Here is a 12869-nt window from a genome sequence, read left to right as displayed (position 1 = left end):
ATTATGTTTGGAAACACTAAAAAAGATTCTACCAATGCAACTGACAATGAAATACTTGAGCAGGTAGGAACTATTATCGGTCCCGGTGCCGTAATCGACGGCCCACTTACTACAAAAGATTCAACAAGGATCGATGGCACTATCAAAGGCAACGTTAATATTAGCGGTGCTCTCATTGTAGGTCAGGAAGGTAAAATTTTTGGAACTGCTTCCGGCGTAAATATTTATGTAGCCGGCGAAGTAAACGGAAATCTCTCTGCTCCGCAGGGAAAAGTTGAGATCAGCGATACCGGAAAAGTTGTCGGCGACGTCATCTGCAAAGGTATTATTATCGATGAAAATGCTATTTTCCAGGGCAGATGCGAAATGACAGGTCTTGAGAGAAATTCGGCGGATATCGCAAAAGAAAGAGCTGCTGCCGTAACAAGTGATGCAGAAAACGATTCTGAATCAGAAACTAACGAATCTGACGAGAAGAAAGTAATTTAAGTAAATATTTAGATTAAATAAGCGCTTCGGTTCAAGCCGAAGCGCTTATATTTTTTTGACTCAATTTTAATTTCGAAATTACTCTTGCAATCTATCGAATACGAGCTCATATCCATCATCGCCATAATTCAGTGAGCGATTTACTCTGCTGATGGTCGCTGTTGATGCTCCTGTCTTCTCTGCAATCTCAAGGTATGTCTTGTGCTCTTTAAGCATTGAAGCCACCTCAAATCTCTGAGAAAGAGATAAAAGTTCGTTCACGGTACAAAGATCATCGAAAAAACTATAACATTCATCTTTATTCTGAAGGCATAGAATTGCGTCAAACAGATGGTCTACAGCATCTGTTCTAATCTTTTTGTTCATTTCGCCATCCCTCCGATTTTTCTAACACAAAAAGGTAAACTATATTTCGTTAACAAAAAACCTCTGTGCTTATATATTTTATCACTTTAAAATCTTAAAGTAAATAGGAAGATCTACTTTACTTTTTTAGCTATTTATGCTATTGTTAGTTTGTTGTCATGGACAACAGAACGATTATTTTTTTATTTTTTAGTGGAGGTATTACAATGAACAAAGGTACTGTTAAGTGGTTCAACAACCAGAAAGGTTATGGCTTTATCTCTGATGAGGCTGGAAACGATGTATTCGTACATTATTCAGGACTTAACATGGAGGGCTTCAAGTCTCTCGACGAAGGCGCTTCAGTTGAGTACGATGTAATCCAGGGCGAAAAAGGACCTCAGGCCGTAAACGTAAACAAGCTTTAATTAATCAAAAAGTTGAAGCTAATTAATCAGACTACATGTCGACTTATTCTTAAATATAAAAATAAATATTTAGAATTTGCAATATTGTATAGATGATTAATCAACAGAGCCATCCAACATTTGTTGGATGGCTTTTTTGTTTATCATTCACATATATCAACTATATCTTTTATCTTAAGATTACCGCCGAAAATCTCAAGGGCACTTCCTATCGTAACGTCCACTCTTCCCTTTCCGATTTCCTTAAGCTCTTTTACATCATCAAGGCTTCCTGCTCCTCCGGCATAGGTAACGGGTATCTTTCCCCAGTCTCCGAGGATCTTTGCCACGTTCTTCTCTATACCTTTTTGCTTGCCTTCTACATCGGCAGCATGAACAAGAAATTCATCGCAGTACCCGGAAAGCAGATCAAGCGTTTCCTCATTTAGCTCAACATCAGTAAGCTTCTGCCACCTGTCTGTTACTATGTAATACTTTCCGTCTACATTTTTGCATGAAAGATCAAGAACAACCTTCTCTTTTCCAACTGCCTCTTTAAGCTTCTGCAGATTGGCGTAATTGATCTCTCCGTCTTTAAATACATAAGAAGTGACAATAACGTGAGAAGCACCCGCATTTATAAATTCTGAGGCATTTTCAGCCGTTATTCCGCCACCGACCTGCATGAGTCCGGGACAAGCCAAAAGAGCCTCTATAGCCTGTTTTTTCGTCTTCTCATACAAGGGGCTTGTTATAGGATTAAGCAATATTATATGCCCGCCCGAAAGTCCCATCTCTCTGTACATTCTGGCGTAGAATACAGCATCCTGTGAAGCAACATAGTTTTCTTTTGCCTCATCGTTCTTATCACGAAGGCTGCTCCCCACTATCTGCTTCACTTTGCCGTTATGAATATCAATACAAGGTCTGAATCTCATACACTTCTCCTCAGGTGCCGATTCCGATCAGTCAGGCAAGAACATCCGACATGTCATACAATCCCGCAGACTTACCGGCAAGGAACTTAGCTGCCTCAATGGCGCCCTTTCCAAAAATCGCTCTTGAATAAGCTCTGTGCGAAAGAGTTACAACCTCGTCGTGACCTGCAAAGATAACATCATGGTCACCTACAATTGTTCCTCCGCGTACAGCAGAGATTCCGATTTCCTTCTGAGGTCTCTTTTCTCTTCTTGTGCTTCTGTCGTATACATAATCCATCTCATTATTAAGAGATTCGTTAATGCTGTCGGCAAGTGCGATTGCTGTTCCACTGGGTGAATCAAGCTTCTGATTATGATGCTTTTCAACTATCTCGATATCAAATCCCGCAGCCGCAAACATGGGAGAAACTTCCTTCAGCACCTTAATAAGTGCATTTACACCAACCGACATATTTGCCGACTTAAGAACCGCTACCTTTGAAGAAGCTTCTTTTACCATCTTAAGCTGATTCTCAGAAAGTCCTGTTGAGCAAAGAACAACCGGAACATTCTTAGCCGTGCAGTAATTAAGGAGTCCCTCTACTGCTGATGCATTCGAGAAATCAACGATAACATCGGCATCTGTAGTACATTCATCAAGACTTCTGTACACGGGAAAATCGTAGTTGTTATCGCCAAAAGCATCTACGCCCGCTACTACTTCTATATCATTATCTTCCTTTACAAGGTCGATGATAACCTTGCCCATACGGCCGTTACAGCCGTGCATGATCATTTTTGTCATCTGTGTTTCCTTTCCAAATCTGTGTAATCCTAGCTATTTAATCTAAGAAACATCGTTTTTGCCAAGTATCCGTCAGATAAGTCCGAACTTCTTCATCTCTTCCTTAAGCTTAGCGCAGTTCTCGGGTTCCATCTCTGTAAGAGGAAGGCGAAGCGGACCTGCTGCAAAACCGATCATCTTAAGCGCGCTCTTAACGGGAATAGGATTAACCTCTGAGAAAAGAGCTTTTACAAGAGGATATGCCTTGAACTGAAGCTTTCTTGCAGTCTCATAATCTCCCTCAAGACACTTCCGGCAGATCTCATGTGTCTGAGCCGGAGCAACGTTTGCAAGAACCGAAATTACTCCGAGGCCGCCGACTGACATAAGAGGTACGATCTGATCGTCATCTCCCGAATAAAGATCTATACATCCGTCTGCAAGCTGCATCATCTTGATAGTCTGTGACATGTTTCCTGTAGCATCCTTGATGGCAACAATATTCTTTTTCTCCTTGCAGAGCTTAACAGCTGTCTCAGGAAGAATGTTACATCCTGTTCTGCTCGGTACATTGTAAAGAATGATAGGAATATTTACTGCGTCAGCAATTGCAGAAAAGTGTGCAAAAAGACCGCCCTGTGTTGCCTTATTGTAATATGGTGTTACGCACAAAAGCGCATCCGCACCGTAGCTTTCAGCAAGCTTAGAGAGCTTAATTGCTGTCTCTGTGCAATTTGATCCTGTTCCTGCAATAACGGGAATTCTTTTTGCAACTTTATCTATACAGAACTTAACAACATCCATGTGCTCTTCTTCTGTCATGGTTGCTGCTTCGCCTGTTGTTCCGCAAACGATGATCGCGTCTGTTCCGTTCTCGATCTGGAACTCGATAAGACGTTCGAACTCCTCGTAATTAACCTCTCCGTTTTCCTTAAATGGTGTTGCGATTGCAACTCCCGCTCCTTTAAAAATTGCCATTTTTTCCTCCTTAATAAATCGCGCCGGTTGAAGCATCTTTCATCGAATGGAATTTGTGTCCAACAAAAAACCGACTCCATAATGGGAGCCGGTAACATAATCTTTTCACTATAAAAAGAATAATGTTGATAGCGCCCCATCCTTAGATGACAGTCATACGGTTCTTAACCGTATGCCCAAGCAATTGACCTTCAGGGGGTCAACCCTTTCGGCGTATTTCCCTTTCATGCCGCTTCATCTGTGCCTGTCACATCTGCGACGTTACTTATTAAATACGCAACCTCTATCCAACTGTTTCTTATACTGATACTACACCAGCGTCAATAGGCTGTCAACACACAAGCATTTTTTACCATAAACTAAGCATTATCTAAAAAAGCTTTAAGCCCCAGCAATTGTGACGTTTTCAATCTTTATAACGCTGGGTACGAGATAATTGTCATACTGACGAAGTTCCTTTGAAAGCTTAACATCGCTGATGAGCTCGGTAAGAGTTCCCGTTACGGATCCTCCGCACACAGGTGTAACCTTATCTCCCTCATGCCAGTAAGCAAGTCTGATCTCTCCTGCGATCTCTCCGGTGAAAATATCTACACTGAAGTCCGAAAACTCAACAGGCTCAAGATATGTGCCTGTTCTTATCTCGCTCTCCGAAAGCCTGCCGCCCTCAACCTTAAAGTTTGTTGCAATGAAGGAATCCTCAACTCCGAGATAATGACGGAACTGAACGCCGCCCCAATAGCTTACGGGAACATTGTCCTTAATAATAGCCATATCCCTGACCTCTGCACCTTCAGCATCAACAGGAAAGTTCTTGGAGGAATTGGCAAGCTCTTTTACCGCACTGATCGTGAAGGTGTCGCCCTTAACATCATTGCAGATTGCCTTGCCGATCTCCCAATCAGACATTTCACGGTACTTCATGGATGCCATCATCTTATCAACGATCCACTCGTAGATCTGAACACAGTCCTGTGTAGGAAAAAGAACTGCTGCCTTATAGGCGGCTGGTGTCGGTTTTGCCACAAGTCTGTCCTTACCATACTTAAGAGTATCCGAAATTTCTTTTATCAGATTCTCTCTGTCACATGTTCCTGCAGTATACATGCGGTAAAGCTCGATCTCATGCTCATCGTTTCTTGCATTGACAACAACTTCCACGGTTGAACTCGGGTAAGAGATCGTAACATCAATGCCCTCAGAGTTGACGTATCTTCTCTTGCAGTTCTCAGCAAAGATCTCATAGGAATTGATGTCCTCGCCTGAAGTCTCGGGAATATGCTGCATAGCTTCGATATAATCCTTTGCCATCTGCTGTGGATCAAAGTTCTCATCCACTCCCTTAACAGGCTTCTTATTGAGCTCGTAGTATGGATTCTTAACATAGGAAGCTCTCTCATAAAGGTCGTCGATAATCTTTTTAGCCTCGGCTTCCGTTGCTGTCGGCGCTATCTCCTGCGATGCGCTTCCAAGGAACTTGCCGTCATCCAGCTTTCTGTGAACAATTACCTCTATGTGCTCAACGTCGCGAACTCTGTTCTGATCAAGCCTGTGTCCGATGAAATAGAACTCCCAGCCCTCTGTACATGTATCTGTAACTTCCCAGGCATCTGCGCCTGAGTTTTTCAAAAGTTCAATTATCTTATCTGTCATCTTCTCATCCCCTTTATCCAAGTCTTGCCACCGCCTTCAGGTATGGGCCGCCGTCCGAAACCTTAACCCATTCCTTATGGCCTTTTCCGCAGGCTCCGTCTCCGAATGATATATAGTCGTTGCTGGCCATGGAAATGGATCCAAGAAGATCGGGCACATAGCCCGTGAGAACAACAGGAGAAACCACCTTTCCGGTGAGTTTTCCGTCGATGATCTCGTAGCCCCTTGCTATGATGCACTGGATTCCCCAGTGCTTTGGATCCTCCATTCCGGCATCAATTCCGTCTAAAAGATATCCCTTCTTAACCGAAGCGATCATCTCTTCTTTTGTGGATGTTCCCTTATCAAACATTGTATTTGTCATTCTTGTATAAACCTTGTGCTCGAAGTTCTCTCTCTTACCGTTACCGGTTGGCTTTGTTCCGAGTCTGAGAGCTGCCAGGGCATCGCATATACCTGCCTTAAGGATACCCTTTTCAATCTCGATAACATCGCCCGCCAGAGTTCCTTCATCGTCAAATGCATAGCTGGATACGTCTTTTACGCAGTTTGCACCTTCATGCATGGTAACAAGATCCGATCCAACCCTCTTATCAATATAATCTGCTCCGAGAGCTCTTTTCTTAACGAACATATCCATCTCAATGCCGTGACCGAATGCCTCGTGAGCGATAAGTCCCGAAACGTCGGGAGCAGTGATGATCTCGTACTCTCCGGGAATCACGTGCTCAGAACCAAGGCTGTCCTGAAGTTCCTTGAAACTCTTATTGACGAGGTCTCCGAGTCTGTCAAAGATTTCCGGACCTTCTCTGTCAGAAATTCCGTTGATAGCCTGATTGCTATTACCATCACGGTCACCGATCATGTACACGAAACCTTCTGAAATTACATAGCTCTGTCGAAGGTCCTTATTTGGTGTAAGGAACATCTTGCAAATGTGGGTTGACTGAGCCGCACAGGTGCAATCAATGACTTCATCAGAAAGAGCTGCTCCCTCGTCGCTGAGCTTCTGAAGCTTACCGACAAGAGCCGAAAGATCTGTCTCTTCAGGAAGTTCGCCCGTCTCCATCTCCACAAAGAGCTCCTGCTTCTCATCCTCGAGCTTTGGCGTATTGTAGATTTCTGAATTTGTCTCTTTTAACACTGCAAGCTGACGATCAAGAACTCCCTTAGCCTTGGCTGCCATAGCTACGGTATCGCCCTCAAATCTGTTAAAAGAATATTCGCTGTACAGACCGTCTTTGTAAACCCTTATAACGTTTCCTCTCTCTGTTGTAAGTGTTGATCCGGCAATAGTCTTAACGTGCTGAGATACTCTGACATTGAAACCTACAGAGTCAGTTGAAAGAACGCTGACATAGTCATAGCTTTTTGCAAGCTCTGCTATCATCTCTTTCAATTTCAACGCTATGTCGTTTAAATATATAGAAAATTTAGCTTTCATTATTATCTCCTTTCATAACTTTATTTGGGTCATATCTTCGCAGCTACGCTCTATTCTAACACAGAAGGTCAGTTTTTCTGTGAAATTTTATGGTTGAACATTAAAAATACGCGTGCTATAATTCCTTAGTTTGAAATGGATGTGTTTTTTAAGGAGACAAAAGATTTATGAAGCAGACAAGAAATGATGTTAGAAACGTTGCGATAATTGCACACGTTGACCATGGTAAAACAACTCTGGTTGACGGACTTTTGAGACAGAGCGGTGTATTCCGTGAAGGTCAGGAAGTTGTAGAGCGCGTAATGGATTCCGGCGATATCGAAAAAGAGCGTGGAATCACGATCATGTCTAAAAATACGGCTATTACTTATAAAGATATCAAGATCAATATCATTGACACTCCCGGTCACGCTGATTTCGGCGGCGAGGTTGAGCGTGTTCTTAAGATGGTTAACGGCGTTATCCTTGTTGTTGACGCTTTCGAAGGTCCCATGCCCCAGACCAAGTTCGTTCTTGGAAAGGCTATGTCTCTCGGTCTTCCCGTTATCGTATGTGTCAACAAGATTGACAGACCCGAAGCAAGACCTAACGAAGTTATCGATGAAGTTCTTGAACTTCTCATCGACCTTGGCGCAGATGACAACCAGCTTGACTGCCCGTTCGTATTCGCTTCCGCAAAAGCAGGAACATCATCTCTTTCACTTGATGAAGCAGGCAAGGATATGAAGCCTCTTCTTGATACGATCATTAATTATATACCCGCTCCCGTCGGAGATCCCGATGCGAGCACACAGGTTCTTATCAGCACTATCGACTACAATGAGTACGTAGGACGTATCGGTGTAGGTAAGGTTGATAACGGTGTTGTTAAAGTAAACCAGGAAGTTATCGTAGTAAACCACCACGAGCCTGAAAGACGCGTTAAGACCAAGATCAGCAAGCTCTATGAGTATGACGGTCTCGGAAGAGTTGAGGTTCAGGAGGCAAAGATCGGTTCAATCGTTGCCATCTCAGGAATCGAAGATCTTAAGATCGGTGATACAATCTGTTCCGTTGATGAGCAGGTTGCAATTCCTTTCCAGAAGATCTCAGAGCCAACAATCTCCATGAACTTCATTGTAAACGACTCTCCTCTCGCAGGTCAGGAAGGTAAGTATGTTACTTCACGTCACCTCAGAGACAGACTTTACAAAGAGCTCAACACAGACGTTTCTCTTCGTGTAGAAGATACAGATACAACAGAGACCTTCAAGGTTTCAGGTCGAGGCGAGCTTCACCTCTCAGTTCTTATCGAGACAATGCGTCGTGAAGGATTTGAGTTTGCGGTAAGTAAAGCTGAGGTTATCTATCATACAGATGAAAACGGCCAGAAACTTGAGCCTATGGAAAAATGCTACATCGACGTTCCCGACGAATTCTCAGGAAGCGTTATCCAGAAGCTTGGCGAAAGAAAAGGTGAGCTTGTAAACATGGGTGCCGGAAACGGCGGATATACACGTATTGAGTTTAACATCCCTTCACGTGGACTTATCGGTTACAGAGGTGAGTTCATGACTGATACAAAGGGTAACGGAATCATCAATACAATCTTTGACGGATATGCTCCTTACAAGGGAGATATGAACTATAGAAAGACCGGTTCCGTAATCGCATTTGAGACAGGTGAAGCTACAGCTTACGGTCTCTTCAATGCTCAGGACAGAGGTCAGCTCTTCATTAAGACAGGTGACAAGGTTTATTCAGGAATGGTAATCGGAACCAGTGGAAAGAGCGAAGACGTTGAAGTTAACGTATGTAAGACAAAGCACCTTACAAACACAAGAACTTCATCTTCAGACGAAGCATTGAGACTTGTTCCTCCGAGAATCATGTCTCTTGAGCAGGCAATCGAATTCATCGATAACGATGAGCTTCTTGAGGTTACACCTACAAGCCTTCGTATCAGAAAGAGAATTCTCGATCCTACACTTCGTAAGAGAGCCGGATTTAAAAAGTAAAAATCATAGTTCAATATAAAAAGCAGATATATGATGCATCGCTCCGATTGTGCGCAAAAAACGCGCACAAAATCGCGATTCATTCATATATCTGCCTTTTTATATAGTATGACTCCTGAACTTCATGTTCAAGAATGCATGATTTTTTTCCTTAAGCTCTTACATTCCTACTCTTCTTACATGAGGTAGTATCCCGCATCGCCTTCGGTGATGGTGATCTTTCCTTCACACTTCTGGATGAGGCCTTCGGTGATTTTTTCTTTATCTTCTTCTTTTACGCAAATATCGTATTGAACGTTTTCTGTATACCTTGGATCGCTTATAGAAATTTTATTTTGCTCAAGGAAATATTTTACGTTATTTATCATATTATATGCGACTTCTATCGTGAGCTGTCTGGCATATACCATCTCTCCCGTTTCGGAAGCTGCAATAGCGGCCTGGGCGGCCTGTGTATAGGCTCTCACAAGGCCTCCGGTACCAAGAAGAACTCCTCCGAAATACCTTGTAACTATCACAAGTGTATTGGTAAGTCCCGCCCCCGTGATCACCTCAAGTATGGGCTTTCCTGCAGTTCCCGACGGTTCTCCGTTATCGCTGCATCTGGTATTCTCGCTGTTTTTACCTATTACATAGGCATAGCAATTGTGGCGAGCATCCCAGTACTTTTTTGACACCTCTGCGATCTTCTTTTCTGCATCTTCTACGGACTCGACTATATAGGAACCACCTATAAATCTGGACTTTTTCTCGACAATCTCGCCCGTTCCCTCTTTTGTTACTACTTTGTACGTTTTAATCTCACTCATAAAGCCATAATAACACACTTTCTTTATAATATCTTCAATTAGTGGTATACTAACATACATTATAAAAGGAATAAAAAGAGAGGTTGATATATGAATTATGGTAAACGAGGTATCGTGTCTCAAGCCCGAGTGCTAAGTTCCGGTACCGATAAGTGGGGGAAAAAATTTGGACTGTTAGGTTTTTACTCTCTGATATCAGGAGTTTTAGCCGTAGCGATAATAGGTGCCAGCGCCGGACTCGGCGTTTTTATGGGTGTAAAAGATCAGGCGAATGATTATGCAAGTAAGTTGGAGACTCTTGCTACTCCCAAGGGCTTTTCTACATTTGTATACGATCAGGATGGTAATCAGATTGCAAAACTTGATGCTGCTGATTCAAACCGTGTAGTTGTAACCAAAGATAAGATTCCGGAGAATATGTCAAACGCTTTTGTCGCCGTAGAGGATGAACGTTTCTACGACCACAACGGAATTGATATTCACGGTATTATCCGTGCCGGATTCAAAGCACTTTCATCAGGTGATATGTCACAGGGTGCGAGTACAATTACACAGCAGCTTATTAAGAACACTGTATTTAGCGAAACCTGGACAAACGAATCCAAGCTTGAAAAAATTAAGCGTAAGATTCAGGAGCAGTTCCTTGCGGTTGAACTTGAAAAACAACAGAGCAAGGAAGATATTCTTGTAAACTACATGAACACAATCGCCTTGGGACAGAGTGTCTACGGCGTTCAGGCAGCTGCCAAAACTTATTTCGGAAAAAATGTCGAGGACCTCGACCTCTCAGAATGTGCCGTAATTGCCGGAATCACTCAGAACCCCAGCAAATACGACCCTCGTAGACATCCTGAGAACAATAAAGAGAAAAGAAATATCGTCCTTGATAAAATGCTCGCTCAGGGCTATATCAAACAGGATGAATATGACATTGCAAAATCAGATGATATATATGACCGCATCAAATCTGTGAATGAAGAAACAGAAGAAAACAAAAAAGTTAACTCTTACTTTGTTGATGCCCTTATTGAAGATCTTATTAACTCACTTATGGATGAAGAAATAATGGGTGATAAAGTCATGACCAAACAGGAGGCGATAAACGAAGTTTATTCCGGCGGTCTTAAGGTTTATTCATCACAGAATACAAAAATACAGAGTATCTGTGATGAAATATACAGTAATCCCGATAATTATCCTAAGGGAACAAAGATATATCCTCAGTATCTTTTGACTGTTCATCACAAAGACGGTTCGGTTGATAACTATAACAGTATTCACCTGGATAAATTCATGGGCGGCAAAGAAAAAATGATCTTCAAATCTCAGGAAGATGTAGATGCAGCCATTGCAAAATTCAAAGAATCTGTTATTAAAGAAGGTGATGAAGTAAATGAGAATGACGAATCTCTTGAATACGTTCCTCAGCCTCAGATTTCATTAACAGTTGCAGATCAAAAAACCGGTCAGATTGTTGCACTTATAGGTGGACGCGGCGAAAAGAAGCAAAACAGATCACTTAACAGAGCAACAGGGGCTAAAAGACAGCCCGGTTCAACATTTAAGGTTATTGCGTGCTTTGCACCCGGAATAGACCATGGAGACCTCACCCTTGCTACTACCTTCAAGGATGCAGAATTCCGCTATGACAACGGACGAGGCCGAGCTGTTAAGAACCACTGGGGTGCCGAATACAGAGGTCTTCAGTCTGTACGATACGCTATAATCAAATCTGCCAACGTTCTTACAGTTGAAGCATACACATACATAACTCCTGCAGTTGGTGCAGATTACCTTAAGAATAAATTCCATTTCACAACACTTACAAAAACTGACCTTGAACAGCAGGCAACCTGCCTTGGTGGTGTTGAACATGGTGTATATTGCAACGAGCTTAATGCAGCATATGCCACTATAGCAAATGGCGGTATATATTATAAACCACATCTTTTCCAGAGAGTTGAAGACTGCAAAGGAGAGACGCTTATCGACAATACAGCGCCTGAAGGCGAACGTGCCCTCAAAGAAACCAGCGCTTATCTTCTTAAGAGCGCAATGAAAGACGTTGTAACAAAAGGTACAGCTACATCAGTCAACTTCGACAAGAGCAGAGATATTGCAGGTAAAACAGGTACAACAACCGGTAACGTAGATGTATGGTTTGCAGGTTTTACAAACAACTACACCGCAACATCCTGGGCAGGTTACGACAACAATTATCCTTTGCCCGGCAGCGGCGCTGAACATGATCTTGCAAAATCCATGTGGAAAAAAGTAATGCAACAGATACATGCCGACTTAGAGCTTCCTGCAGAGCAATTCGAAGTTCCGGACGGCATTGTAAAGATGGATGTATGTTCCAAGTCAGGTCTTCGTCCGACAGGTGGATGCGGAGACCAAGTAATAAATGAAATTTTCGATAAAGATAATGTTCCCGGCGAAAGCGAAATGTGTGATGTGCATACCGGCGGAATGGGGCCAATGTGTCTTATCGATCATAAGCCCGCATGCCCGACTTGTCCTTTCCAGATAAACGGCGAAAGAGACCCTATGAGACTTGAAAAGATCAAGGACGGCTTTGCTCAGCCACTTAATTTGGGCGGCGACAACACCGGCGGCGGTGGCGGTGGTTTTTTTGATGGCTTTTTTGGCGATCACTGTCATCATGACGCAGGATTTATGGCGCAGGGAAATATAGCTGAAATACTCACGAATGAATTGGTACAAAGCGGAAATCAGGATAAGGTTGAAGCATACCAGCAAAGCTGGCAGAACAATAACGTTTTCGAACAATGGTTCAATGGATTTATGGGAGATCACGACGGTGGTGACCAGAATGGTGACAACCACGATGGCGACGATCACGGCGGTGATAATCATGGCGAAGACAATGGCGGTGACCAGAATCACGATTGGCAGAACAGCCAGGATAACACGCCACAGCCACAGCCACAACCTCAACCGGACCCGCAGCCTGCACCGCAACCCGATGACAACCAAGGCGGTGACAATCAGAATAACTGATACTAAAGGAGAGGTCATT

The 12869-nt window shown here is 43.0% G+C and carries 11 protein-coding genes and 1 riboswitch; of the genes, 4 read left to right on the top strand and 7 right to left on the bottom strand.

What is annotated here, in order from left to right:
* Nucleotides 1–3: 3 nt before the first annotated feature.
* Nucleotides 4–489 (top strand): bactofilin family protein, encoded by a 486-nt coding sequence (locus CD00_RS18750; RefSeq protein ID WP_051594252.1) that lies wholly within the window; start codon nt 4–6, stop codon nt 487–489.
* Between the two features lie 78 nt (nt 490–567).
* On the opposite strand, the gene CD00_RS0115490 is transcribed toward CD00_RS18750, so the two are convergent.
* On the bottom strand, nt 568–855 hold the full coding sequence (locus tag CD00_RS0115490) for a YerC/YecD family TrpR-related protein (RefSeq protein ID WP_026514625.1): 288 nt from the start codon (nt 853–855) through the stop codon (nt 568–570).
* Nucleotides 856–1061: 206 nt separating this feature from the next.
* Between CD00_RS0115490 and CD00_RS0115485 the strand changes: the two genes are divergently transcribed.
* Entirely contained in the window at nt 1062–1262 is a 201-nt protein-coding gene (locus CD00_RS0115485) for a cold-shock protein (protein ID WP_022755461.1), read from the top strand.
* Nucleotides 1263–1405: 143 nt separating this feature from the next.
* Here the strand turns inward: CD00_RS0115485 and hisA are convergent, their stop codons facing one another.
* The 5 genes from hisA to CD00_RS0115460 form a co-directional block, all read right to left on the bottom strand.
* On the bottom strand, nt 1406–2179 hold the full coding sequence (gene hisA, locus CD00_RS0115480; protein WP_026656787.1) for a phosphoribosylformimino-5-aminoimidazole carboxamide ribotide isomerase: 774 nt from the start codon (nt 2177–2179) through the stop codon (nt 1406–1408).
* Between the two features lie 31 nt (nt 2180–2210).
* A complete protein-coding gene (gene dapB, locus CD00_RS0115475) occupies nt 2211–2966 on the bottom strand; it encodes a 4-hydroxy-tetrahydrodipicolinate reductase (RefSeq protein WP_026656786.1) in 756 nt (251 codons plus the stop codon).
* A 72-nt stretch (nt 2967–3038) separates the two neighbouring features.
* On the bottom strand, nt 3039–3923 hold the full coding sequence (dapA, locus tag CD00_RS0115470) for a 4-hydroxy-tetrahydrodipicolinate synthase (RefSeq protein ID WP_026656785.1): 885 nt from the start codon (nt 3921–3923) through the stop codon (nt 3039–3041).
* Between the two features lie 121 nt (nt 3924–4044).
* Nucleotides 4045–4217: riboswitch (Lysine riboswitch) on the bottom strand.
* An 87-nt stretch (nt 4218–4304) separates the two neighbouring features.
* Nucleotides 4305–5576 (bottom strand): metallopeptidase TldD-related protein, encoded by a 1272-nt coding sequence (locus tag CD00_RS0115465; protein ID WP_026656784.1) that lies wholly within the window; start codon nt 5574–5576, stop codon nt 4305–4307.
* 13 nt (nt 5577–5589) lie between these two features.
* Entirely contained in the window at nt 5590–7020 is a 1431-nt protein-coding gene (locus CD00_RS0115460; RefSeq protein WP_026656782.1) for a TldD/PmbA family protein, read from the bottom strand.
* Nucleotides 7021–7187: 167 nt separating this feature from the next.
* Between CD00_RS0115460 and typA the strand changes: the two genes are divergently transcribed.
* Nucleotides 7188–9017: a translational GTPase TypA gene (gene typA / locus CD00_RS0115455; RefSeq protein ID WP_026656781.1), complete on the top strand. Its 1830-nt coding sequence runs from the start codon at nt 7188–7190 to the stop codon at nt 9015–9017.
* A 176-nt stretch (nt 9018–9193) separates the two neighbouring features.
* On the opposite strand, the gene CD00_RS0115450 is transcribed toward typA, so the two are convergent.
* Entirely contained in the window at nt 9194–9826 is a 633-nt protein-coding gene (locus CD00_RS0115450) for a YigZ family protein (RefSeq protein WP_034462166.1), read from the bottom strand.
* Nucleotides 9827–9916: 90 nt separating this feature from the next.
* Here CD00_RS0115450 and CD00_RS18745 point away from each other — a divergent pair, with 90 nt between their 5' ends.
* Nucleotides 9917–12850 (top strand): transglycosylase domain-containing protein, encoded by a 2934-nt coding sequence (locus CD00_RS18745; RefSeq protein ID WP_081811945.1) that lies wholly within the window; start codon nt 9917–9919, stop codon nt 12848–12850.
* Nucleotides 12851–12869: the final 19 nt, after the last annotated feature.

The organism is Butyrivibrio sp. AE3003 (assembly GCF_000686065.1).
In the GTDB taxonomy this organism is placed as follows: Bacteria; Bacillota; Clostridia; order Lachnospirales; family Lachnospiraceae; genus Butyrivibrio; species Butyrivibrio hungatei_A.
Note: the sequence above shows the minus strand (reverse complement) of the source record. Positions and strands in the feature narration are given on the sequence as shown.

Bases quoted from the DNA above. Each gene is read 5' to 3' on its own strand.
- typA (WP_026656781.1), top strand. From the start codon at position 7,188: ATGAAGCAGACAAGAAATGATGTTAGAAACGTTGCGATAATTGCACAC.
- CD00_RS0115490 (WP_026514625.1), bottom strand. From the start codon at position 855: ATGAACAAAAAGATTAGAACAGATGCTGTAGACCATCTGTTTGACGCA.
- dapB (WP_026656786.1), bottom strand. From the start codon at position 2,966: ATGACAAAAATGATCATGCACGGCTGTAACGGCCGTATGGGCAAGGTT.
- dapA (WP_026656785.1), bottom strand. From the start codon at position 3,923: ATGGCAATTTTTAAAGGAGCGGGAGTTGCAATCGCAACACCATTTAAG.
- hisA (WP_026656787.1), bottom strand. From the start codon at position 2,179: ATGAGATTCAGACCTTGTATTGATATTCATAACGGCAAAGTGAAGCAG.
- CD00_RS18745 (WP_081811945.1), top strand. From the start codon at position 9,917: ATGAATTATGGTAAACGAGGTATCGTGTCTCAAGCCCGAGTGCTAAGT.
- CD00_RS0115450 (WP_034462166.1), bottom strand. From the start codon at position 9,826: ATGAGTGAGATTAAAACGTACAAAGTAGTAACAAAAGAGGGAACGGGC.
- CD00_RS18750 (WP_051594252.1), top strand. From the start codon at position 4: ATGTTTGGAAACACTAAAAAAGATTCTACCAATGCAACTGACAATGAA.
- CD00_RS0115485 (WP_022755461.1), top strand. From the start codon at position 1,062: ATGAACAAAGGTACTGTTAAGTGGTTCAACAACCAGAAAGGTTATGGC.
- CD00_RS0115460 (WP_026656782.1), bottom strand. From the start codon at position 7,020: ATGAAAGCTAAATTTTCTATATATTTAAACGACATAGCGTTGAAATTG.
- CD00_RS0115465 (WP_026656784.1), bottom strand. From the start codon at position 5,576: ATGACAGATAAGATAATTGAACTTTTGAAAAACTCAGGCGCAGATGCC.